Origin of the sequence: Herbivorax alkaliphila (assembly GCF_030848475.1) — a bacterium.
Classification (GTDB): Bacteria; Bacillota; Clostridia; order Acetivibrionales; family Acetivibrionaceae; genus Herbivorax.
Map to the genome: position 1 here is coordinate 1 of NZ_JAVDDS010000002.1, position 23,586 is coordinate 23,586.

19 protein-coding genes are annotated in these 23,586 nt (G+C 33.2%); 18 read left to right on the forward strand and 1 reads right to left on the reverse strand.

Annotation, left to right across the window (positions count from 1 at the left end; translation table 11 throughout):
* Positions 1-102 precede the first annotated feature (102 nt).
* The 17 genes from lepA to RBH29_RS00925 all read left to right on the forward strand — a co-directional run bounded on the left by lepA (position 103) and on the right by RBH29_RS00925 (position 21,188).
* A complete protein-coding gene (lepA, locus tag RBH29_RS00845; RefSeq protein ID WP_306694420.1) occupies positions 103-1,914 on the forward strand; it encodes a translation elongation factor 4 in 1,812 nt (603 codons plus the stop codon).
* A 141-nt stretch (positions 1,915-2,055) separates the two neighbouring features.
* Complete coding sequence (hemW, locus tag RBH29_RS00850; RefSeq protein ID WP_306694421.1) at positions 2,056-3,192, forward strand: radical SAM family heme chaperone HemW; 1,137 nt, start codon at positions 2,056-2,058, stop codon at positions 3,190-3,192.
* 107 nt (positions 3,193-3,299) lie between these two features.
* A complete protein-coding gene (hrcA, locus tag RBH29_RS00855; RefSeq protein WP_306694422.1) occupies positions 3,300-4,364 on the forward strand; it encodes a heat-inducible transcriptional repressor HrcA in 1,065 nt (354 codons plus the stop codon).
* A gap of 106 nt (positions 4,365-4,470) precedes the next feature.
* Positions 4,471-5,067 (forward strand): nucleotide exchange factor GrpE, encoded by a 597-nt coding sequence (gene grpE / locus RBH29_RS00860; protein WP_306694424.1) that lies wholly within the window; start codon positions 4,471-4,473, stop codon positions 5,065-5,067.
* A gap of 60 nt (positions 5,068-5,127) precedes the next feature.
* On the forward strand, positions 5,128-6,993 hold the full coding sequence (gene dnaK, locus RBH29_RS00865) for a molecular chaperone DnaK (RefSeq protein WP_306694425.1): 1,866 nt from the start codon (positions 5,128-5,130) through the stop codon (positions 6,991-6,993).
* 86 nt (positions 6,994-7,079) lie between these two features.
* Complete coding sequence (dnaJ, locus tag RBH29_RS00870; protein WP_306694426.1) at positions 7,080-8,225, forward strand: molecular chaperone DnaJ; 1,146 nt, start codon at positions 7,080-7,082, stop codon at positions 8,223-8,225.
* A gap of 28 nt (positions 8,226-8,253) precedes the next feature.
* On the forward strand, positions 8,254-9,198 hold the full coding sequence (prmA, locus tag RBH29_RS00875; protein ID WP_459076744.1) for a 50S ribosomal protein L11 methyltransferase: 945 nt from the start codon (positions 8,254-8,256) through the stop codon (positions 9,196-9,198).
* Complete coding sequence (locus RBH29_RS00880; RefSeq protein WP_306694427.1) at positions 9,180-9,929, forward strand: 16S rRNA (uracil(1498)-N(3))-methyltransferase; 750 nt, start codon at positions 9,180-9,182, stop codon at positions 9,927-9,929. Before prmA ends, RBH29_RS00880 begins: the two co-directional genes overlap by 19 nt.
* Complete coding sequence (locus RBH29_RS00885; protein ID WP_306694429.1) at positions 9,922-10,293, forward strand: response regulator; 372 nt, start codon at positions 9,922-9,924, stop codon at positions 10,291-10,293. Before RBH29_RS00880 ends, RBH29_RS00885 begins: the two co-directional genes overlap by 8 nt.
* A 178-nt stretch (positions 10,294-10,471) precedes the next feature.
* Entirely contained in the window at positions 10,472-11,350 is an 879-nt protein-coding gene (locus RBH29_RS00890) for a YicC/YloC family endoribonuclease (protein WP_306694430.1), read from the forward strand.
* Positions 11,351-11,378: 28 nt separating this feature from the next.
* Complete coding sequence (gene remA / locus RBH29_RS00895) at positions 11,379-11,648, forward strand: extracellular matrix/biofilm regulator RemA (protein ID WP_306694432.1); 270 nt, start codon at positions 11,379-11,381, stop codon at positions 11,646-11,648.
* A 154-nt stretch (positions 11,649-11,802) separates the two neighbouring features.
* On the forward strand, positions 11,803-12,033 hold the full coding sequence (rpoZ, locus tag RBH29_RS00900; protein ID WP_306694434.1) for a DNA-directed RNA polymerase subunit omega: 231 nt from the start codon (positions 11,803-11,805) through the stop codon (positions 12,031-12,033).
* A 74-nt stretch (positions 12,034-12,107) separates the two neighbouring features.
* A complete protein-coding gene (gene coaBC, locus RBH29_RS00905) occupies positions 12,108-13,337 on the forward strand; it encodes a bifunctional phosphopantothenoylcysteine decarboxylase/phosphopantothenate--cysteine ligase CoaBC (RefSeq protein ID WP_306694436.1) in 1,230 nt (409 codons plus the stop codon).
* A gap of 103 nt (positions 13,338-13,440) precedes the next feature.
* On the forward strand, positions 13,441-14,829 hold the full coding sequence (locus RBH29_RS00910) for a glycine--tRNA ligase (protein WP_306694438.1): 1,389 nt from the start codon (positions 13,441-13,443) through the stop codon (positions 14,827-14,829).
* 261 nt (positions 14,830-15,090) lie between these two features.
* Positions 15,091-17,715 carry a pyruvate, phosphate dikinase gene (ppdK, locus tag RBH29_RS00915; protein WP_306694440.1) on the forward strand — a complete coding sequence of 875 codons (2,625 nt, stop codon included), beginning with the start codon at positions 15,091-15,093 and terminating at the stop codon, positions 17,713-17,715.
* Between the two features lie 254 nt (positions 17,716-17,969).
* Positions 17,970-19,316: a WD40/YVTN/BNR-like repeat-containing protein gene (locus RBH29_RS00920; protein ID WP_306694441.1), complete on the forward strand. Its 1,347-nt coding sequence runs from the start codon at positions 17,970-17,972 to the stop codon at positions 19,314-19,316.
* Positions 19,317-19,328: 12 nt separating this feature from the next.
* A complete protein-coding gene (locus RBH29_RS00925; RefSeq protein WP_306694443.1) occupies positions 19,329-21,188 on the forward strand; it encodes an S-layer homology domain-containing protein in 1,860 nt (619 codons plus the stop codon).
* 158 nt (positions 21,189-21,346) lie between these two features.
* On the opposite strand, the gene RBH29_RS00930 is transcribed toward RBH29_RS00925, so the two are convergent.
* On the reverse strand, positions 21,347-21,781 hold the full coding sequence (locus tag RBH29_RS00930; RefSeq protein WP_306694444.1) for a hypothetical protein: 435 nt from the start codon (positions 21,779-21,781) through the stop codon (positions 21,347-21,349).
* Between the two features lie 182 nt (positions 21,782-21,963).
* Between RBH29_RS00930 and RBH29_RS00935 the strand changes: the two genes are divergently transcribed.
* Positions 21,964-23,343, forward strand: coding sequence for a PhoH family protein (locus tag RBH29_RS00935; protein WP_306694447.1), 1,380 nt, complete (start codon positions 21,964-21,966; stop codon positions 23,341-23,343).
* The last annotated feature ends 243 nt before the right edge of the window (positions 23,344-23,586 follow it).

Sequence of the window (23,586 nt, forward strand, 5' to 3'; positions counted from 1 at the left end):
ACTAAAAATTTTTCTGTTCACATGATATTTGTTATGTTATAATAATGTGTTGATATGTTAAATATCAAATTATACTTCCTAAAGTATCAGGAGGACGAATAAATGTCAAGTGAAAGACAACAAAAGATTAGAAATTTTTGTATAGTTGCACATATTGATCATGGTAAATCTACACTTGCAGATAGAATGTTAGAACTCACTGGTGTTCTTAGTCAAAGAGAGATGGATGAGCAGGTGTTAGATACTATGGATATAGAAAGGGAAAGAGGTATTACAATAAAGGCTCAGGCAGTAAGAATGTTGTATAAGGCTAAAGATGGAGAAGAATATGTATTAAATCTTATTGATACTCCTGGACATGTGGATTTTAATTATGAAGTTTCAAGAAGTCTTGCAGCGTGTGAAGGAGCAATTCTTGTAGTCGATGCCGCGCAGGGAATTGAGGCACAGACGTTGGCAAATGTATATCTTGCATTAGAACATGACTTGGAGATAATTCCAGTAATAAATAAAATTGATTTACCAAGTGCAAGACCTGATTTTGTAAAAAAGGAGATCGAAGATGTAATTGGCTTAGAGGCAGCTGATGCTCCTTTAATATCTGCAAAGAATGGACTAAATATTGAAGATGTACTTGAACAAATTGTTAAAGGTGTTCCATGTCCTGTTGAAAGTTCAGATGTTCCTTTAAGAGCTTTGATTTTTGATTCCTTTTATGACAGTTATAAAGGTGTAATTGTATATATGAGAGTAAAAGATGGAGCCATCAAAACTGGTGACAAAATAAAAATGATGTATACCAAAAAAGATTTTATTGTAACTGAATTAGGCTATTTAAGACCTGGGGGCATGACTCCATGTGATTATCTGGCAGCTGGAGAAGTGGGCTATATTGTAGCAAGTATTAAAAATGTAAAAGATACAAGAGTGGGTGATACTGTTACATTATTGGACAATCCTGCAAAGGAGCCTTTACCTGGATATAAAAAAGTTAATCCTATGGTTTTTTGTGGTATTTATCCTGCTGATGGTTCAAAATATGGAGATTTAAGAGATGCGTTAGAAAAGCTTCAATTAAATGATGCATCACTTACTTTTGAGCCTGAATCCTCAGTTGCCTTAGGGTTTGGATTTAGATGTGGTTTTTTAGGGCTTTTGCACATGGAAATTATTCAGGAGAGGTTGGAGCGTGAATATGACTTTGACCTTGTTACAACAGCTCCAAGTGTTGTTTATAAAGTCAAAAAGAATGAAGAGGAAATTTTTAGCATTGACAACCCTACAGATATGCCTTCTATGGCAGAAATTGATTATATGGAAGAGCCTGTTGTCAAGGCTTCTGTTATGGTACCTGAAGAATTTGTGGGAAATATTATGGAACTTTCGCAAGAAAGGCGTGGAACATTTAAAGACATGTCTTATATCGATGAAAATAGAGTGGTGTTGACATATGATATGCCTTTAAATGAAATAATATATGATTTTTTTGACGTACTAAAGTCAAGAACAAAAGGGTATGCCTCTTTAGACTATGAATTAATGGGTTATAAGCAATCTGACCTTGTAAAATTAGACATTATGCTAAATGGTGAAATTGTAGATGCACTTTCCTTTATAGTTCACAGGGATAAAGCATATACGAGAGGAAGAAGAATTGCAGAAAAATTAAAAGACACAATTCATAAACAGCAATTTGAAATCCCTATACAGGCATGTATAGGTGGAAAAATAATTGCAAGGGAAACAGTGAAGGCATACAGAAAAGATGTTTTGGCTAAATGTTATGGTGGAGATATTAGTCGTAAGAGAAAACTTTTAGAAAAACAGAAAGAGGGTAAAAAACGAATGCGTCAGGTAGGAAGCGTTGAAGTTCCTCAGGAAGCTTTTATGAGTGTTCTTAAACTGGACACTTAAGAGTTTTATGTTTAGTTAAAGATAAACATTGGATTAAGGTGAAGATTCTACTCTACTCGAATATTATAACAGTGAGCTTATATTATAGGCAGGTGGAGTACAAGATAAGTTGAAAGACTGGATAAAAGAATGGTGTAAGTTATGAAAAAGAAAATTAGTTTATATATTCATATACCTTTTTGCATGGCAAAATGTTATTATTGTGATTTTAATTCTTTTCCGTGCAGGGCTGAGTTTATTCCTGCATATTTTAATGCTTTGAGAAAAGAATTGATTCAATACGAAAAAAAATTAAAAGACTATAAGGTAAGTACTATTTTCATTGGAGGTGGAACACCTTCTTTAGTTGATGCAAATAATATATATGAACTGATGTTATTGTTTAGACAAACATTTTATGTTGATAAAGATGCTGAAATAACAATAGAATCAAATCCAGGCACATTGTCTTTAGAAAAGCTTGATACCTATACAAAAAGTGGAATAAACAGGCTTAGTATTGGGCTTCAGGCAATTCAGGACAGTTTTCTAGAAAGCTTGGGAAGAATCCACAATTTAGAAGAATTTAAAGATGGATATAAATTGGCTTTAAAAGCAGGTTTTAAAAATACTAATATAGATCTTATTTTTGGAATACCCGGTCAAACTTTAGATGACTGGAAGGAGACATTGGAATATGTAATTGAGTGTGAGCCTGCCCATTTGTCCTGTTACAGCCTTAAATTTGAAGAAAATACAGTGTTTGGGGAGAAATTAAATTCAGGAAAAATTATACCTGTTAGTGATGAATGTGATAGAAAAATGTATTGGGAAGCAATAGAAAAGTTAAAAGAGAAAAAATATCAGCACTATGAGATATCTAATTTTTCAAAAAAAGGTTTTGAATCCAGACACAATCTTGTATATTGGAAAAGTTTAGAGTATATTGGTATTGGAGCTGGAGCTCATTCATTTTTTAAAAATGTAAGATATAATAATATAGCAAGTTTGGATGAATATGTAGAAAATATAAATAGAGGCATAAGCATTAAGGAAAATAAACAGCTAATACAAAAAAAAGATAGAATTTCAGAATATATGATATTAGGATTGAGGCTCATAAAAGGTGTTGATATGAAAGATTTTAAAAATAGGTTTGAAATGGAAGTTTTAGAGGTATATAAAGAGCAAATTAAAAATCTTAAAAAAAGAAATCTTATTAAAATAGATGGTAATATGTTAAAACTTACACCTTTAGGGCTTGATTTGGCAAATCAGGTTTTTGTGGAATTTTTATAAAAATAGTATAATATCATAAAACATCTTGACAAAAGAAAATTACGATGGTATTTTTAAAATAGAATTAGCACTCAACTAAATAGAGTGCTAACAAAGGAGAGAGTGAGATGTTTTTGGACGATAGAAAAAAAAGTATTTTACATGCAATTATCGACGATTACATCAATACTGCAGAGCCAATTGGCTCAAGAACATTAGCAAGAAAACATGAGCTTGGTTTGAGTTCTGCAACAATAAGAAATGAAATGGCTGATTTAGAAGAGATGGGATATTTAACTCAGCCTCATACTTCTGCTGGAAGAATTCCATCAGACAAGGGGTATCGTTTTTATGTTGATCAGCTTATGAAGTCAAGAGAACTTACTGTTGAAGAAATTTACAGCATTAAAGATGCTATGGAGACACGAATAAATGAATTAAGCCAACTTTTAAAGCAGGCTTCTGTTGTTATGTCGCAAATTACTAAATATGCATCTATGGCTGCAACTCCTGGAAAACAAAACAGTGTGTTAAAGGCTGTTCAAGTTGTTCCAGTTGAAAAAGGAAAAGCTCTTATTGTTGTAATAACAAATGCAGGAATTATAAAAAATAGTTTGATAAATATTCCTGAAACGGTTCTTCCAGAACATTTGATAACCGTTTCTAACATATTTAATGAGAAGTTGAGAGAGCTTACTATAGACAAAATAAATTTGCCGGTTATAAGAGAAATAGAGTTTTTACTAGGACATACTAGTGATATTTTACTTCCTATATTAAACGGAGTAACTGATTGTATAAATCAAATTGACTGTCCGGAAGTTTATCTTGATGGAACAATAAATATGCTCAATTATCCTGAGTTTAATGACGTTGTAAGAGCAAAGGAATTTTTAAATCTTATGGATGCAAAGAATATTTTAGGGAAAGTTCTTAATAATGTCTATAAAGATGGTGACTATATTACCATTACTATTGGTGGAGAAAATAAAGTTGTAGAAATGAGGGATTGCAGTCTTATTACCACCACATATAATATGGGGAATGTTGTAATTGGAACAATAGGGGTTATTGGACCTACTCGTATGGAATATTCAAGAGTGCTGGCAGCTATGAACTATATGAGAGAGAGGGTAAATGAAGAAATTAAAAAGCTGATTGGAGAAGACTTAAAAATGTCCAGAAGAGATTAAAGACGGCTATAAATTTATTAAAAATTTTACTATATATAATTGAAATTAGATTTTCACAAATGAATTTTAGCTTTTCATATAGGAAAAAGGAGGTGGAGATATTTAAATGAGTAAAGATAAAAATTTGCATGATAAAAATGAAGAGATGCAAAATAATGAAACTGATGTTGAAGATACTGTTGAGCAAAATGCTGAAAGTAATGGTGACTCAGAATGTGATGATGCTTTTTTAGAAGAAGATGTTGACCAGTTAATGGTTAAACTAGACGAAAAGTCAAAAAAGTGTGAAGAGTACATGGGTATGCTTCAAAGAACAGTGGCAGAGTTTGATAACTACAAAAAGAGGACTGCCAAAGAAAAGTGTGCAATATATGAAAATGCATTGAGTGATGTAGTTGAGGCTTTTCTGCCTGTGATAGATAATATTGAAAGGGCTGTTCAAGCATCAAATGAAGAATCAGATTCTAACACATTAAAAGAGGGTATTGACTTAATTTATAAACAATTTAAAGAGGTGTTGGACAAATTAGAGGTTACTGAAATAGAAAGTGTAGGATGTACCTTTGATCCAAACCAACATAATGCTGTTATGCATGTGGAAGATGATTCTTACGATGAAAGTACAATTGTTGAAGAACTTCAGAAGGGATACAGATGTAAAGACAAAATAATAAGGTATAGTATGGTTAAAGTCGCTAACTAATGTATATTAATACAGCAAAAAATATACTTATATTATTAATTTAAAAAGGAGGATTTATTTATGGCAAAAGTAATTGGTATAGATTTAGGAACTACCAACTCATGTGTAGCTGTTATGGAAGGGGGAGAACCTGTTGTTATTCCAAATTCAGAAGGTAATAGAACAACAGCATCTGTTCTTGCTTTTTCTAAAACAAATGAAAGATTGGCGGGTCAGGTAGCAAAAAGACAGGCTATAACAAACCCGGACAGAACTGTTATTTCTATAAAGAGAGATATGGGTACTGATAAAAAAGTAACTATAGATGATAAGACATATACTCCTCAGGAGATATCTGCAATGATTTTGCAAAAAATAAAAGCAGATGCTGAGAGCTACTTAGGAGAGAAGGTGGAAGAAGCTGTTATTACAGTTCCAGCTTATTTTAGTGACTCACAAAGACAGGCTACTAAAGATGCGGGAAAGATAGCCGGGATGGAAGTAAAGAGAATAATAAATGAGCCGACAGCAGCAGCGTTAGCATATGGATTAGATAAGGAACAGGATCAAAAAATACTTGTATTTGACTTAGGTGGAGGAACCTTCGACGTATCTGTATTGGAAATTGGAGATGGAGTATTTGAAGTAATGGCAACACATGGTAACAACAAACTAGGTGGAGATGATTTCGATAGCAGAGTAATAGATTATTTGGTAGATGCTTTTAAAAAAGATAGTGGCATTGATTTATCAGGTGATAAAATGGCAATGCAAAGACTTAAAGAAGCGGCAGAAAAAGCTAAGATAGAGCTTTCTGGGGTTACTACTACAAATATTAATCTTCCATTTATCACTGCAGATGCATCAGGACCAAAACACTTAGATGTTACACTTACAAGGGCAAAGTTTGATGAGATAACATCTGATTTGGTTGAAAAAACTATGGAACCATTAAGAAGAGCTATGAAAGATGCAGAACTTGAACCAAATGAAATAGATAAAATTCTTTTGGTTGGAGGTTCTACAAGAATACCTGCAGTTCAGGAAGCGGTTAAAAAGTATTATGGGAAAGATCCTTTTAAAGGAATAAATCCAGATGAATGTGTTGCTATAGGAGCCGCTATTCAAGCAGGAGTACTTACTGGTGATGTGAAAGACTTGCTTTTATTGGACGTAACACCACTATCTTTGGGTATTGAAACATTAGGTGGAGTGTTTACAAAACTTATTGAAAGAAACACCACAATACCGGCAAATAAGAGTCAGATTTTTTCAACAGCTGCAGATGGTCAGTCAGCAGTAACAGTAAGGGTGTTTCAAGGCGAAAGACAAATGGCTGCAGACAACAAGCTTTTAGGAGAGTTTAACTTAGATGGTATTCCACCAGCACCAAGAGGAGTGCCGCAAATAGAAGTAACATTTGATATAGATGCAAATGGTATTGTTCATGTTTCAGCAAAAGATAAGGGAACAGGAAAAGAGCAGAAAGTTACAATTACAGCAACTTCTAACCTTACTGAAGAAGATATAGATAAAGCTGTTAATGAAGCACAGAAATTTGAAGAAGAGGATAAAAAGAAAAAAGAGGCTGTGGAAGTTAGAAATAATGCTGATTCTATGGTTTTTCAATCAGAAAAAACACTGAATGATTTAGGTGACAAAATAAGTGATGAAGAAAAATCAAAGGTTCAGGCGGAAGTTGAAAAGGTAAAAGAAGCATTAAAAGGTGAAGATATTGAGGCTATTAAAAATGCTACTGAAGAGTTGCAAAAAGCATTTTACGAAATATCTCAAAAAGTGTATCAGCAAGATCCACAGGCAGCACAGGGAAATCCAGATATGGGAGCAAGCCCTGAAGCAGAAGCGGATAAAGGTGCTGGAGATGGACAGGAAGATGTATATGACGCAGATTATGAAGTTGTAGATGATGAGGATGACAAAAAATAAAATAGATTTTAGCATATATAATCCAAGTTATATCAATAACTTGGATTATATATGAAAAGAAAGATTAGAATGGAGGAGTTGATTGGGTGGCTGGTAAAAGGGATTATTATGAAATTCTTGGGGTTGATAAAAATGCATCAGATACCGATATAAAAAAAGCATACAGAAAACTTGCAAAAAAGTATCATCCTGATATGAATCCAGATGATAAAACTGCTGAAACTAAGTTTAAGGAAGCTAGTGAAGCATATGAGGTGTTAAGTGACTCTCAAAAAAGAGCTCAGTATGACCAATTTGGTCATGCAGCCAGTGAACAGGGAGGCTTCGGTGGTTTTGGTGAAGGCTTTGGTGGAGGCTTTGGAGATTTTGATTTTGGAGATATATTTGAAACATTTTTTGGTGGCTCAGGAATGGGTGGAAGGTCTAGAACAAGAAGAGGACCCCAAAAAGGTGCTGATATACAATTTGCAGTAGAATTAACTTTTGAAGAGTCAATATTTGGAGTTGAAAAGGAAGTTCCTATAAATAAAATGCATGTGTGTTCAAAGTGTGATGGAAATGGTTCAAAGGCTGGAAGTAAACCTACAACATGTAAACATTGTGCTGGTTCAGGTCAGGTTCAGTATAAGCAAAGAACACCATTTGGACAGTTTGTAAATATTAAAACTTGTGATGTATGTCACGGGGAAGGTAAAATTATTACAAATCCCTGTGAAGAGTGTAATGGAAGAGGAAGAGTGAGGAAAACTGTAAGACAAAAAATAGATATTCCAGCCGGAATTGCAGATGGTCAGGTTATTTCGCTAAGAGGTGCTGGGGAACCAGGTTCTAAAGGAGGTCCTGCAGGGGATGTTTTTTTTACAATTAGAGTAAAGACCCATTCAATATTTAGTCGTCAGGGAAATAATATTTTTTGCGAAATACCTATTACTTTTACTCAGGCAGCATTAGGAGCAGAAATAGAAGTACCTACAGTGTATGGCAAGGAAAAATTTAGCGTACCTGAAGGAACTCAGACAGGTACAAGATTTAGACTTAAAGCCAAAGGAGCACCTTCTATCAGAGGGAATGGAAAGGGAGATCAATACTTTACTGTAAATGTAGAAGTACCAAAAAAACTTAATGAAAAACAAAAAGAAGCGTTAAGAGAATTTGCAGATTTAATCGGAGATGATTTTCATGAACAGAGAAAAAGTTTTTTTGACAAAATGAAAGATGCATTGGGAATGTAACATTTTAAGTTATTTATTTGGAGGAAAAATGATGAAATGGTATGAGATTGTTATAAAAACAACTGGGGAAGCTCAGGATGCAATATGTGAAATGCTTTCTTCCATAGGCTCGGCTGGTTTTTCTATTGAAGATCCAGATGATATAAGAAGAGAGGTTTTAAGACAGGATTCTTTAGACTATTTTGATGAAGAATTTATAAACAGTTTAGGTGATGTGGTAGTCATTAAGGCCTATTTTTCGCAAGAGACTGATATTTCTAAATTAGTAATTTTAATAAAGGAAAAGTTATCTTTTATTAATAGATTTCTTGATACAGGTGAAGGATTTGCAGGATATTTGAAAGTTGATGAGGAAGATTGGAGCACATCATGGAAAAAGTATTATAAGCCATTTCATCTTACAGATAAACTAGTAATAAAGCCGTCTTGGGAAGCTTATGATAAAAAGGATAGTGAAATAGTTATAGAACTTGATCCTGGTATGGCTTTTGGAACAGGTACTCATGAAACTACAAGTATGTGTTCTAGGTTATTAGAAAAGTATATAAACAAAGATGACAGAGTTATTGATGTGGGATGTGGAACAGGGATTTTATCAATCATTGCTTCTAAATTGGGAGCATCCCATATTACATCTGTTGACATAGATGATGTAGCAGTAAAGATTACAAAGGAAAATTCTATAATAAACAAAGTTGAAAATATTCATGCCATAAAAGGTGTGTTGAATAATATACAAGAGGGAAAGTCAGATTTAATTGTGGCCAATATTATTGCAGATGTTATAATTGGATTGTCATCTGATGTTCTAGCTTATTTAAAAGATGGAGGTATTTTTATAGCATCAGGCATTATAAAAGAAAGAAAACAGGAAGTAGTGGATGAATATGCAAAAAAAGGATTTTCATGCACAGAGGTACTAGAACAAGGTGAATGGGTGGCGATTGTTTTAAAATGTCCAGATTCTTTGTAAACGGAGAAAATATTTTTCCAGATTCAATTGATATTACAGGTGAAGATGTTGTCCACATAAAAAAAGTATTAAGATTAAAGAATGGAGATAATATAACTGTATCTGACGGAATGGGAACAGACTATTATGTGAAAATAGAAAAAATAGATTCGGATAAGGTAACTACTAAAATTATCAATTCTGAAAAAAATAAATCCGAGCCATCTGTAAATATAACCCTTTTCCAGGCATTGCCTAAGTCTGATAAAATGGATTTTATTATACAAAAGGGAGTAGAATTAGGGGCAAAAAAAATAGTTCCTGTTATTACAGAAAGAACAGTTGTTAAAATTTCAAAAAATAAAGATTATAAAAAGAAACATCAAAGATGGAACAGAATTTCCATGGAAGCAGCAAAGCAATGTAAGAGAGGGAGAGTTCCTCAAATAGAGTACCCGATGACTTTTAAAGATGCAATAGATTCACTTACAGATGAGAGTTTGAAAATTTTGCCTTATGAAAAAGAAAAATCCATAAAGATGAAGCGTATTCTGAGTAATAAATCAAATATTAAAGATATATTTATTTTTATTGGACCTGAAGGAGGATTTTCTGATAACGAAATAGAATTAGCTTTTAATAGTAGTGTTAGTACAGTTTCTTTAGGGCCAAGAATACTAAGAACAGAAACAGCTGGAATTGTTGTTTTGTCAATACTAATGTATGAATTAGGAGATGTTGGTAATGGATAATGTAAAATTTGTTGTTGTTGATGATGCTGTTTTTATGCGTACTCTTTTAAAAAGGATGATTGAGGAAGTAGATGGTTACAAAGTGGTTGGAGAGGGTTCTAATGGATTTGAAGCAATTGAACAGGTGAAAATCCATAAGCCGGATATTATAACATTAGACATTACAATGCCGGAAATGGATGGAATATCTGCTATAAAAGATATACTCCAAAGCAATCCGGATACAGGAATAATAATGGTTTCTGCAATGGGGCAGCAATCAATGGTTATTGAAGCTATAAAAACGGGGGCTAAAGATTTTGTTATTAAGCCTTTTGAAAAATCCAGAGTTTTGCAGGCAATAAAGAATGTACTTGAGGGATAGGTTTTCAGTATCTATTTTGTTTGCAGCTTTATATAGGTTATGTTATAATACGTATTGAAAAATACATTTAAATTTTAATATTTGTGAATATATTAAGAAATGTGTATTAGATAAAGAATAAAAAACATAAATTGATACATCTGTTAGTATTAAGTCCATATAGAAGAGGATGAAAAAAATGGTTTATAGTATGACGGGTTTCGGAAGAGGAAAATCTCAAGGAGATGGTAAGGAGTTTTCAGTTGAAATAAAAACTGTTAACCATAGATATTGTGACATGTATATAAAGATTCCCCGACAGATTTCTTTTTTAGAAGACAAGATAAGACAAAAAGTTGGTAAAACAATATCTCGAGGTAAAGCAGATATTTATATTAGCTTTGACGATTTTTCAGAAGACTCTAAAAGCATATTGGTAGATGAAGGTCTTGTTAAGACATATATAAAAAGTATGGAACTGTTACGGGATAAGTATGAGCTAAAAGATGATATATCTGTATCTTTGATAGCAAAATTTCCAGATGTAATTAAAGTTGAGAAAGCAGAACATGATGAGGAACGAATTTGGGAATTGTTGTCAGAGGCATTGGATAATGCATTGGAAATGCTTATTAATATGAGAAAAAGTGAGGGAGAGGGACTAAAAGCTGATTTAATTGAAAGAGCACTGCTTATTGAAAATATTATTAAAGAAATAGGCATAAGATGTCCCGAAATTGTAAAAGAATATAAGAGTAGGCTGGAAAATAGGATGAAAGAATTATTAGATCAGCAGATAGTTGATGAAAATAGGATGATGATGGAATTTGCTATATTTGCTGATAGATGTAGTATTGATGAAGAGCTGGTACGTTTGGAAAGTCATATTAATCAGTTTAGAGAAACATTAGAGATAAATAAGCCAGTAGGAAGAAAGCTTGATTTTTTACTCCAAGAAATGAACAGGGAAATAAACACAATTGGTTCAAAGGCAAATGACTTGGACATATCAAAAAAAGTTGTAGAAATTAAAAGTGAGCTAGAAAAGATAAGAGAACAAATACAAAACATTGAGTAGTGTGGCGTGTAAACAGGAGGAAGATTTGATGAAGTTAATAAATATAGGTTTTGGTAATATTGTTTCTGCAAATAGGCTTATAGCAATAGTTAGTCCTGAATCGGCACCAATAAAGAGAATTATTCAGGAAGCACGGGACAGAGGAATGCTTGTAGATGCTACTTATGGAAGAAGAACAAGGGCAGTGATTATTACTGACAGTGATCATATTATTTTGTCTGCAGTTCAGCCTGAGACAGTTGCTCATAGACTAGATGCCAAAGATGTAGATGTAGTAGAAGAAGATATTACTGATTGAGTCTTGGAATTATCGGTTTAGCTGTAAGAAGCTGAAGCAAGAATCATTTTTCCTTTAGGAAGATGGAAATGTCAATGTTTTGATGTTTATCTATCTTGTGTGTTAGGTACGAGTTAAGCTTATTATATATATGCGGAAGGAGTATGAGTACATTATGAATGAAAAAAATGAAAGAACAATGATTGAACCGGCAATAGGTTCACTGCTTGAAAAGGTAGACAGCAGGTATACATTAGTGGTGGCAACTGCAAAAAGGGCTAGGCAATTGACAGAAGGTGCTCACAAACTTACAGAATGTCAATCAGAAAAGTCTGTTACTATTGCTGTTAATGAGATTGATGAAAAGAAAATTACATACATAAGAACAAAGAGTGGAATAAAATAAAATAAGATGGAATAGAAGGCTTAAAACACAGGGTTTTTTTGCCCCGGTGTTTAATTTGGGGAGGAGCTGAAATTGTGCTCAAAGGAAAGACGGCAGTTATTGGAGTCTGTGGAGGCATAGCAGCATATAAGGCTGTTGAAGTGGTTAGCAGATTAAAGAAACTTAATGTAGATGTGCACGTTATAATGACAAAGAATGCTACTGAATTTATTGATTCTCTTACATTCAGGTCTATTTCTGGTAATCCTGTAACAATAGGAATGTTTGACAATCCGCAAAGTTGGGATATAGGACATATTTCCCTTGCTGAAAAAGCGGATTTTATTGTTGTTGTACCTGCAACAGCTAATGCTATTGGAAAAGTTGCAGGTGGTATTGCTGATGACATGCTTTCTACTACCATAATGGCCTCACGTGCACCTGTTATTTTTGCGCCTGCAATGAATTTTAACATGTATGAAAATTCAATTGTTCAAAGTAATATAGATAAACTTAAATCTTTAGGATATGTTTTTATAGAGCCGGATTTTGGACTTATGGCATGTGGTACAAAAGGTAGAGGGCGTTTACCAGATCCTTCTGATATTATAAAATACATAGCTAATTTTTTTGAATCGAAAAATACTGATTCTGTTTATATAAAAAAGGATTTCAAAGATGTAAAGGTTTTAATCACTGCTGGGCCTACTAGAGAAGCCATTGATCCTGTAAGATATATAACGAATTACTCTTCAGGTAAAATGGGATATGCTATTGCTGATTGTGCAGTAAAAAGAGGTGCAAAGGTAAAGCTTATATCAGGTCCTGTGAATATTTCAGTACCATTTGATGCAAAAATAGAAAGTGTTACAAGTGCCCAGCAAATGTATGAAGCAGTTATGAAAGATTATAAAGACTACGATATTTTAATAATGGTGGCTGCTGTATCAGATTATAAATGTGATCAGGTTTCAGAGAAAAAAATAAAAAAGTCTCAAAAGGAAATGATAATTAATCTTGTTAAGAATCCTGATATTGCAAAAGAGTTGGGAAAAGTGAAAGGCAATAAAATTCTAGTAGGTTTTAGTGCTGAAACTGATGATGTAGAGAAAAATGCATTAAAAAAGCTGGAATCTAAAAATATGGATATGATAGTTGCTAATGATGTAACGCAGGAAGGTGCTGGATTTTCCACTGACACTAACATTGTTAAAATTATAAAGGGAAAAGGGTATATAAGAAGCCTTTCTATTATGAACAAAACTAAAGTTGCTGACAATATTTTAGATGAAGTACTGCTGACAAAAGGTGCCCGGGAATGTTAAAGTATTAACATTCCTAAAGGGTTTTTTTAAAGTATATAAATTTATAATGAGAATAATTATATTAACAATATAATATTGTTTGTTTTATTAAGGAGGTTTTTAAATGGAAGTAAAAAAGACTATGGAAAAAATAGTAGCACTGGCTAAAAATAGAGGATTTGTCTATTCAGGCTCAGATATTTATGGCGGACTTGCAAATGCTTGGGATTATGGCCCGTTGGGTGTTGAGCTTAAAAACAATGTAAAAGATGCATGGTGGCGTAAGTTTATTCAAGAAAATCCTTACAATGTTGGTGTTGATTGTGCAATACTAATGAATCCAAAGGTTTGGGAAGCTTCAGGTCATTTAGGAGGATTTAGTGATCCTTTAATTGATTGTAAGGATTGTAAAACTCGTCAAAGAGCGGATCAAATGATAGAAGAGTGGAATGATAAGAACGATATTGATATTAACATAGAAGGATGGACAAGCCAACAACTTATGGAGTACATAGACCAAAAATCAATAAAATGTCCAGCCTGTTCTTCGAAGAATTTTACAGATATAAGAAAGTTTAATCTTATGTTTAAAACATTTCAGGGAGTAACTGAAGATTCCAAGGCAGAGATATTTTTAAGACCTGAAACTGCACAGGGTATATTTGTAAATTTTAAAAATGTTCAGAGAACAACAAGAAAAAAGATACCATTTGGAATAGGTCAAATTGGAAAGTCTTTTAGAAATGAAATAACACCAGGTAATTTTACTTTTAGAACTAGAGAATTTGAACAGATGGAACTGGAGTTTTTCTGTAAACCAGGTGAAGATCTTGAATGGTTTAAATACTGGAAAGATTTTTGTTATAATTGGCTTATAAGTTTGGGACTTAAGGAAGAAACCCTTAAAATGCGTGACCATAGCAAAGAAGAGTTATCTCATTACAGCAATGCTACTACAGATATTGAATTTAAATTTCCCTTTGGCTGGGGTGAGCTTTGGGGAATTGCAGACAGAACTGATTTTGATTTAAAACAACATATGGAACACTCTAAAGAAGATTTGTCTTTCTTTGACCCAACAACAAAAGAAAAATATGTACCATATTGTATTGAACCCTCACTTGGAGCAGATAGGGTTGCTCTTGCATTTTTGTGTGATGCATATGATGAAGAAGAAGTTTCAGAAGGTGATATGAGAGTAGTTTTGAGATTTCACCCTGTTATTGCACCTGTAAAAATAGCTATTCTTCCTCTTTCAAAAAAGCTGGGAGATGAAGCACGCAAGGTTTATGATTTACTTTCAAAGAAATATGTATGTGAATACGATGAGACGGGAAGTATTGGAAAAAGATATAGAAGACAGGATGAGATTGGAACACCATATTGTCTTACATATGATTTTGATTCAAGAGAAGACGATAGTGTAACAATAAGAGACAGAGATACTATGAAACAGATAAGAATAAAGATAGATCAGTTAAACGAATATTTTGAAGATAAGTTTGACTATTAAAAATTTTATTGAATGACAAAAATTTTTAATAAAATCATAAAAAAATAGTGAAATAATTTTTTTATATGTTATAATTATATGGGCTATGGGAAATTATTCTTACTAGAAGCCTTAGAAAGAATTGAAAGGCTTAATATAAAAGGGGCTCGATGCCGTGAGATTTTATTAAATAAGTTTATAAAAGTAAACTGGGAAAGTATTTATATTGCTAATATACTTTTTCTAAATAAAAAAAGAAAATATAAACAGGAGGTTTTTTTAATGGCAAAATACGTATATCTTTTTAGTGAAGGCGATGCATCAATGAAAAATCTTCTTGGTGGTAAAGGTGCGAACCTTGCTGAGATGACAGGTTTAGGTCTTCCAGTTCCAAGAGGATTTACAGTTACTACTGACGCGTGTACTAGGTATTATGATGATGGAAGAAAAATTTCTAAAGACATTGAAGAAGAAATATACACAACACTGGCAAAAACTGAAGAAATAGTAGGGAAAAAATTAGGTGATCCAGAGAATCCGTTTCTTGTTTCAGTTCGTTCTGGTGCAAGAGCATCAATGCCGGGTATGATGGATACAATATTAAACCTTGGTCTTAATGATGTTGTTGTAGAGGGACTGGCAAAACTAACCAATAATGAAAGATTTGCATATGACAGCTACAGAAGATTTATTCAAATGTTTAGTGATGTAGTAATGGAAGTTGAAAAGTCCAAGTTTGATAAAATTTTAGATGCAGTTAAAAAAGAAAATGGTGCTGAACTAGACACTGAATTGACAACGGAAAACTTAAAAGAAGTTGTTAAAAGATACAAAGAATTGTATAAAAAAGAGAAAGGCACTGACTTTCCACAGGAGCCTAAAGTTCAGTTGATGGAAGCTATAAAGGCTGTTTTCTATTCATGGGACAATCCTAGAGCTATAGTTTATAGAAGGCTTAATGATATACCTGGTGAGTGGGGTACTGCTGTAAATGTTCAGGAAATGGTATACGGAAATATGGGTGATGATTCTGGTACAGGAGTTGCATTTACAAGAGATCCATCTACAGGGGAGAAAAAGCTTTATGGGGAGTTTTTAATGAATGCACAGGGTGAAGATGTTGTTGCAGGAATTAGAACTCCACAATCTATACAACAGTTAAAAGATGAAATGCCTGAAGTTTATAATCAGTTTGTAGATATAGCTGAAAAACTTGAGAATCATTACAAAGATATGCAGGATATGGAGTTTACAATTGAAAAAGGTAAGCTGTTTATGCTTCAAACAAGAAATGGTAAGAGAACAGCTGCTGCAGCATTAAGAATAGCAGTTGAACTTGTAGAAGAAAAAATGCTTTCAAAAAAGGAAGCTATTATGAAGGTTGAGCCAAAGCAGTTAGATGCACTGTTGCATCCAAATTTTGAACCAAAAGCATTAAAAGATGCTACTCCAGTAGCAAAGGGGCTTCCTGCTTCTCCAGGGGCTGCTACAGGAAAAGTTTATTTTGATGCAGAGGCGGCTGTTAATGCACAAAAGAATGGCGAAAAAAATGTTATACTTGTTAGACTTGAGACATCACCAGAAGATATTGAAGGTATGCATGTTGCAAGTGGAATACTTACAGCTCGTGGAGGAATGACATCCCATGCTGCTGTTGTGGCAAGAGGTATGGGTACTTGCTGTGTTGCAGGATGTAGTGAGGTTAAAATTAATGAAGAAGAAAAATACTTTGCTGATAAGAATGGAAAGAAATACAATGAAGGCGAGTGGATTTCTCTTGATGGTTCAACAGGTAATGTTTATGGAGAGCAGCTTCCAACAATAAATCCTGAAATGACAGGACATTTTGCTACACTTATGGAGTGGGCAAATGAGATAAGAAAATTAAAAGTAAGAACAAATGCTGACACTCCTCAAGATGCTGGACAGGCAAGAAAGTTTGGTGCTGAAGGTATTGGACTTTGTCGTACAGAGCATATGTTCTTTGAGTCAGATAGAATTCCTGCAATGAGAGAAATGATTGTTGCAAGGACGGAAGAGCAGAGAAGAAAAGCTTTAGATAAACTTCTTCCAATGCAAAGAAGTGACTTTGAAGCTCTTTTCACAGAGATGAAGGGATTCCCTGTAACAATAAGGTTCCTTGATCCACCACTACACGAGTTCCTTCCACAGGAAGATGATGATATAAAAGCACTTGCAAAAGATATGGGAATGTCCTTTGATGAACTAAAAGGAATAGTAAATGACCTTCATGAGTTTAACCCAATGATGGGTCATAGAGGATGTCGTTTGGCAGTTACTTATCCTGAGATAGCTGAAATGCAAACTAGAGCCGTTATTGAGGCAGCTATCAACTTAAATAAAAAAGGTATGAGCATTGTACCTGAAATTATGATTCCTCTAGTTGGAGAAATTAAAGAGTTGAAATATGTGAAAGATGTAGTTGTTAAGACTGCAGATGAGATTATAGAAAAAGAAGGAGTTAAACTTGAGTACCAAGTTGGAACAATGATAGAAATTCCAAGAGCAGCTCTTACAGCAGATGAAATAGCTCAGGAAGCAGAGTTCTTCTCATTTGGTACAAATGACCTTACTCAGATGGCCTTTGGATTTAGTCGTGATGATGCAGGTAATTTCTTAGATGAGTACTACAACAAGAAAATATACGAATCTGATCCATTTGCAAGACTTGATCAAAAAGGTGTAGGAAAACTTGTTGAGACAGCAGTTAAACTTGGAAAACAGACAAGACCTAATATTAAGTTAGGCATTTGTGGAGAGCATGGTGGAGATCCTTCATCTGTTGAGTTTTGTAACAAAGTTGGACTTGCATATGTTTCATGTTCACCATTTAGAGTGCCAATAGCAATACTTTCAGCAGCTCAGGCAACAGCAAAAGAAGATTAAAAATAAACTATAAAACATATTAAAAAGGAGTGGTAATATACCACTCCTTTTTTGAGCTCTTTTGCATAAAAAGCAAAAATTAAATTACAAATTCATTAAACTATTGAGTATTGGCTTTATTTATAATACTATATTGCTATGTAGTTATTTTTAAAATTAAATAAATTCCCATACCTAAAGGGCAGATATTGCTAAAACATTTAGCAATACTGGTTAATTTCACAAAAATAAAAATTTTTGGAGGACAAAGGTGTATGAAAAAGATATTGTATTTAGTTATGTTGTCGGTAATAGTATTTAATTTTGTATTTGTTGCAGCAGGAGATATTGATAAAGCTCCTAATCTTTATGATATAGCATTTAATGGAGAAAGCTATGTGGTAGTAGGTGAAAATGGAACAGTCATAACTTCATATGATGGATTTAACTGGACTATGGAAAACATAGATACGGATAAAAACTTATATGGCGTAACGTGGGTAATGAATAAGTTTGTTACAGTAGGTGAAAAAGGTGTAATATATACCTCGCAAGACGGAAAAGAATGGATTGAAAGAAATTCAGGTATATCATCAGATATATATGGAATAGAGGGCAATGGAGATAAAGTTATTGCGGTAGGTGACATGGGGAAAATACTTGTATCGCCTGATGGTACAATGTGGTCAAGAATAAGAATGATTGTTAATGAAGTGCTTAATGAAGTAAAGTGGGTTAATGGTGTTTTTCTAGCTGTTGGAAATGATAAAGTTATTTTATTTTCTGATGATGGGATTTACTGGGAAGAAATAATTGTAGAGCATTCAGATATAGATCTTAAAGGTATTATATGGAATGGAAATGAATATGTGGTGGCAGGAGAAAATATGAATATTTTAACCTCAGAAGATGGCATGGAGTGGACAAGTATTGACAGTGACTATTTAGAAGATCAAACAGAAGCTTACCTTGGCAAAAATATAAAAAGCATTGCATGGCAAGAAAACAGACTTATAGCGGCAGGAGAAGATGGTATTATAGTATCATTAAAAGATGGAGAAACTTGGACATTAGAAATGGAAGTAACAGAAAAATCTATTTTGTCACTTGTGTCAAGTGAAGATAGGATAGTTGGAGTTGGAGAAGACGGGATTATTATTGTATCAGAAAACGAAGGGGAATGGGAAAATTTGACTAGGTTGGTTGCTGATTTGAGTGAATATACTCTACTAGAAACTGAGGAAAAGTCTTTTCAAGTTTTAATTGAATTTCCCTTTAATATGAAGATGGATATTACCCGATATATAGATTATGAAGTATCAGATGAAAATGTAGCAGCTGTAGAAAATGTAGGACTAATAAAAGGTTTAAGTGATGGTCAGTCAGTAATAAAGGCAGTTTATGATGGTCAAATATTAGAAATACCTGTAACTGTAGAAAAACATGAAGAGAATTTAAACCAAGATGAAGATGATGTAGAGGATGACGTAGATGAAGAAGGTGAAGAAGATAGTGATGAGATATTAGATGCAATTGTTGAAATCATTATAAGACTTACAATCATCATAGCATTGACCATTATAATTATGTTTTTGGTAAGAAAAATCAAGAAAAAAAATTAAGGAGGATAATTTATGAAAATGTACAGGGGGATAAAAGTATTAAAAAAGCCTACGAATTTGGATTATGGTATGATTGCAGCATTTTTGACTGTATCCGTTTTAATTGTTTGGGGTTTAACCTTATCTTTTGTTAATGCGAATACTGATTCAGATGTAATTTTAGAACTTGACAGGACAGAAGTTGAAGTAGGTGAAGTTGTACGGGCAACTGTAAGGATAAATAATGTTGAAAATTTTGCAGGGTATCAGTTAAACATAGGTTACGACCCAGATGTTGTTGAAGTGGTAAATCCTGATACAGGGGAAGATTCGCCAAGTGTAGTGATAGGGGATTTGGTGAACGAGTCAGAATATGGCATACTACCTGTTATCTCAAATGACAGTGAAAAGGGATTGCTTACTGTAGCTAGAACGTACATGGACTTAGATGATTTTAAAGAAAGTGGACAGGTACAGGAAACAGGAATTTTATTTGAAGTTGGATTTAAAGTGATAAAAGAAGAAATGACATCAATTAAGTTTAAAGCAAATGGATTGAATAATCATATATCTGGAACTGCTTTGTTTGACTTGAATGGAGATCGTATAAGTAATTATACAGTTACAATGCCTGAACCGTTGAACTCGTCAATGGCTCCAACTCCAGAACCAACTCTAGAACCAACTCCAGAGCCTGATGAAGCTTCTGTTTTTCTTGAAAGAGAGTTGGTGCCTAAACTGGATAACTATACAGGTGAGGCAAAGTCGGCAATTGAGAGTAATGAGTTGTTAACGGCTATTAGTGAGGCGAAAGCAGTGGGTGGAATTAGAAGTGTTCTTTTAAATATTAAGGAGGTTGAGGGAGCTTATACATATGTACAGGAATTACCAACTGATGTACTGTCATATAGTAATTTAGTTCACAAAATTTTGATATCAACGGAATTTGGAACCATTGAAATCCCATCAAATTTTCTTAGTCAAAAAGGTGTACCGACAGAAATTACTAACAGCTCGACAGTTTCTTTTTCTATTAAAGCTTCTGACGCAGAAGGAGTAGATGAGAACTCAAAAAGTAAAATAGGTGAAAGACCGGTTATAGAATTGGATGTGTTAATTGGTGGAGAAGTGATAGACTGGGATAATTTATTCGTACCTTTTAAAGTTTCAATACCTTATTCACCATCCATACAGGAATTTGAGAATTATGAGCATATTGTAGTGCGGCATATTGAAGAAGTTACAAACAAAGCAATACCAGTCACAAGTGGGAAATACGACGTATCATTTACAAGAAAAGTTGAATTTGTAACAAATAATTTTGGTAAATTTGCAGTAGCCTACGATCATAAGACATTTAATGATATTGACTCATACTCATGGGCAAAGAAGCAGATAGAAGTTCTTGCATCTAAAGGAGTGATAAGTGGAACTTCTAAAACTACGTTTACACCGGGAAATGATATTACAAGAGCTGATTTTATGATTCTTCTTATAAAGGCTTTAGACTTATATTCTGAATTTGAATCTAATTTTAGTGATGTTTCATCTGAAAGTTATTATTATGAATATGTTGGTATGGCTAAAGAGCTTGGAATTACCTCTGGAGTTGGAAACAATATGTTTAATCCTTTAGAAAAAATAACTCGACAGGATATGATGGTTCTTACAACAAATGCCTTAAAGATTGCTGGAAAAGTATCCACTACAGGTAATAATTCTGATATAGATCAGTTTAATGATAAAAATCAAATTGCCTCATATGCAGTTGAAGGAGTTGCCACATTGGTTAAGGAAGGTATAGTAGTGGGGAGTGGAAATAATATCAATCCTTTTGGAAATGCTACAAGGGCTGAATTGGCAGCTATGATATATAAAATATATTATATGTAATCATATTTGTTTTTCTAAAATAAAAAGCTTTAAAACTGGTAGAAAGTTTTAAAGCTTTTTTTATCTTATTTTAGGACTTCACCTTCTATAAGGTGGATTTTTTCTTATGATTTTCAGATGAAAAGAATTACCATGTGGAAACCCGATGTTTAGCTTTTTTATGCTTTAGGAGGTTTCATTGGAAGTTCTTCAATAAACAGCACTGCACTTCCAGCAGGTTCAAAGCCTGATTCTGTGGAAAGGTACAATGTTATGTTGTGTTCTCCCATTATTTTAAAGTGTACATTTTTCCAGATAAGTACGTTTGAAAAACAGTTTTGCTTTACCTCAACAGCACTCAGCTTTGTTTCGTATATTACTTCATTGTTTGGATTGGTAAGTCTAAATTTAAAATTATTTATACCATTTGGAACATTTGCTACTGTAGTATATGTGACAAATGTCATAGGCGCTGGAGGTGCCTTAAAAAATGGGTTAAAAAGTAGACTTCGCCCATGAAGTTTGGATATTTCATCAAAAATAATGATATTTACAATTGCTGGTGAAATATTATTAATGTTAATCGCCACCTTTATAAAAATTGATATAACCATTTTACTTTATGTATTGCTTTTATTCAAGACATATCAATTTTTTTTTAAAACGATGGAATTATTTTTCCGATATTCATATTATGATATAATTAATATTATCTTAGTTTTAGAAATTATTTTCTAAAACATGTTACTATTTAATAAGGGCTTTGAAAAAATTATAGAGATGGGAGATGTTGCAATTGAAAAAAACTTTTGTTCTTGATACCAATGTACTTTTACAAACGCCTTATGCACTACATTCTTTTGGAGATAATACAATAGTTATACCAGAAGTAGTTTTAGAGGAATTAGATAAATTTAAAAAGGAGAATACAGAGCTAGGAGCAAATGCTCGTCATACTGCAAGATTTTTAGATGAACTTAGATTAAAGGGAAACTTAAATGAAGGTGTAGAACTTGAAAATGGCGGTGTTTTAAAAGTTGAGCTTAGTTACACCAGTGTTAAAATGCCTGAAAGTTGGGATGACTCCAATAATGATAATAGAATATTAAAGTTATGCAAAGGGTTAATGGAAGATGGAGAAACAGTTTTTTTAGTTACAAAAGATATATTTGAAAGAATTAAGGCAGATATTTTGGGGATTACTGCACAGGACTTTTTTGCAGAACAGGTTCCAGAGTATCACAAACAATATAGAGGGAGGCGGGAAGTATATACAACCAAAGAAAAGATTGATGGCTTTTATAAAGATGGGTGCATTAATATAAATGATATTTATATCTATAAGGCTGAATATACAAAAAAAACCACTCCAATGTTGACTAAAAATGAATTTTTGATAATACATTCGGAAACAAATGAAAAGCAAACTGCATTAGGTCGTTTCGATGGAAAAAATATAGTTCCTTTGATTTTTTTAAAGGAAAGACCATTTGGAGTTTCTCCAAGAAATGCAGGCCAAAAATTTATGCAGGAAGCACTTATGACAGAAGCTGATAAAGCTCCTCTTGTTATTGTTAAAGGTCCTGCCGGGACAGCTAAGACATTTTATTCACTAGCTGTAGGATTGCACAAAATTATGGCTGAACAAAAAAAATTATATAGAAAAATTTTAGTTTGCAGACCCAATGTAAAACTTGATGAAGATATTGGTTTTCTCCCTGGGTCAGAGCAGGAAAAAATAGCTCCATATCTAAGACCTGTAATTGATAATCTAGAGGTTTTAGTTGATAATGATGAAAATGAAAGATATTCCAGTGAAAATGAGTTAAAAGATAAAATTGATGAATTATTTGATCGAAAAATAATTAACACTGAGGCAATTGCCTTTATAAGAGGAAGGTCGATAGTAAAACAGTGGGTTATAATAGATGAAGCACAAAATCTGACTCCAAAGCAAGTTAAGGGGATTATAACAAGAGCTGGAGCTGGAACAAAAATAATACTTATAGGTGACCCAGAGCAAATTGATCAACCTTTTTTAGACATAAGAACAAATGGACTATGTTATGCTTCAGAGAGGATGAAAGGAAGCCATTTGTGTTATCAGTTAACGCTTTTTGATGAAGAATGTGAGCGTTCAGAGTTGGCATATGAGGGTGCAAAGAGGATGCTGTAATTCCTTAAGTGAATTATTATATATAAATTAAGAATAATAAGAAGGAGTTTTTTAGGTTTTACAGAACATAATAAACTTGTGGGTAATTTTTTGGTAAAAATTTTTACTTTTAGTTTTGTTCTTTCTCAATAATATAAACAAATATTGAGTATAATATAAATGAAGATATCATTATAATAATTGATTTTGTAACGTAAAAACATCTGTATAACAAACCAGGGAGGTTTGACAGAATTTGGAGGA

What these genes read in the sequence shown, in the direction of transcription:
- lepA (WP_306694420.1), top strand. Translation starts at nt 103, where the DNA reads ATGTCAAGTGAAAGACAACAAAAGATTAGAAATTTTTGTATAGTTGCA.
- hemW (WP_306694421.1), top strand. Translation starts at nt 2,056, where the DNA reads ATGAAAAAGAAAATTAGTTTATATATTCATATACCTTTTTGCATGGCA.
- hrcA (WP_306694422.1), top strand. Translation starts at nt 3,300, where the DNA reads ATGTTTTTGGACGATAGAAAAAAAAGTATTTTACATGCAATTATCGAC.
- grpE (WP_306694424.1), top strand. Translation starts at nt 4,471, where the DNA reads ATGAGTAAAGATAAAAATTTGCATGATAAAAATGAAGAGATGCAAAAT.
- dnaK (WP_306694425.1), top strand. Translation starts at nt 5,128, where the DNA reads ATGGCAAAAGTAATTGGTATAGATTTAGGAACTACCAACTCATGTGTA.
- prmA (WP_459076744.1), top strand. Translation starts at nt 8,254, where the DNA reads ATGATGAAATGGTATGAGATTGTTATAAAAACAACTGGGGAAGCTCAG.
- RBH29_RS00880 (WP_306694427.1), top strand. Translation starts at nt 9,180, where the DNA reads ATGTCCAGATTCTTTGTAAACGGAGAAAATATTTTTCCAGATTCAATT.
- RBH29_RS00885 (WP_306694429.1), top strand. Translation starts at nt 9,922, where the DNA reads ATGGATAATGTAAAATTTGTTGTTGTTGATGATGCTGTTTTTATGCGT.
- RBH29_RS00890 (WP_306694430.1), top strand. Translation starts at nt 10,472, where the DNA reads ATGGTTTATAGTATGACGGGTTTCGGAAGAGGAAAATCTCAAGGAGAT.
- remA (WP_306694432.1), top strand. Translation starts at nt 11,379, where the DNA reads ATGAAGTTAATAAATATAGGTTTTGGTAATATTGTTTCTGCAAATAGG.
- rpoZ (WP_306694434.1), top strand. Translation starts at nt 11,803, where the DNA reads ATGAATGAAAAAAATGAAAGAACAATGATTGAACCGGCAATAGGTTCA.
- RBH29_RS00910 (WP_306694438.1), top strand. Translation starts at nt 13,441, where the DNA reads ATGGAAGTAAAAAAGACTATGGAAAAAATAGTAGCACTGGCTAAAAAT.
- ppdK (WP_306694440.1), top strand. Translation starts at nt 15,091, where the DNA reads ATGGCAAAATACGTATATCTTTTTAGTGAAGGCGATGCATCAATGAAA.
- RBH29_RS00920 (WP_306694441.1), top strand. Translation starts at nt 17,970, where the DNA reads ATGAAAAAGATATTGTATTTAGTTATGTTGTCGGTAATAGTATTTAAT.
- RBH29_RS00925 (WP_306694443.1), top strand. Translation starts at nt 19,329, where the DNA reads ATGAAAATGTACAGGGGGATAAAAGTATTAAAAAAGCCTACGAATTTG.
- RBH29_RS00930 (WP_306694444.1), bottom strand. Translation starts at nt 21,781, where the DNA reads ATGGTTATATCAATTTTTATAAAGGTGGCGATTAACATTAATAATATT.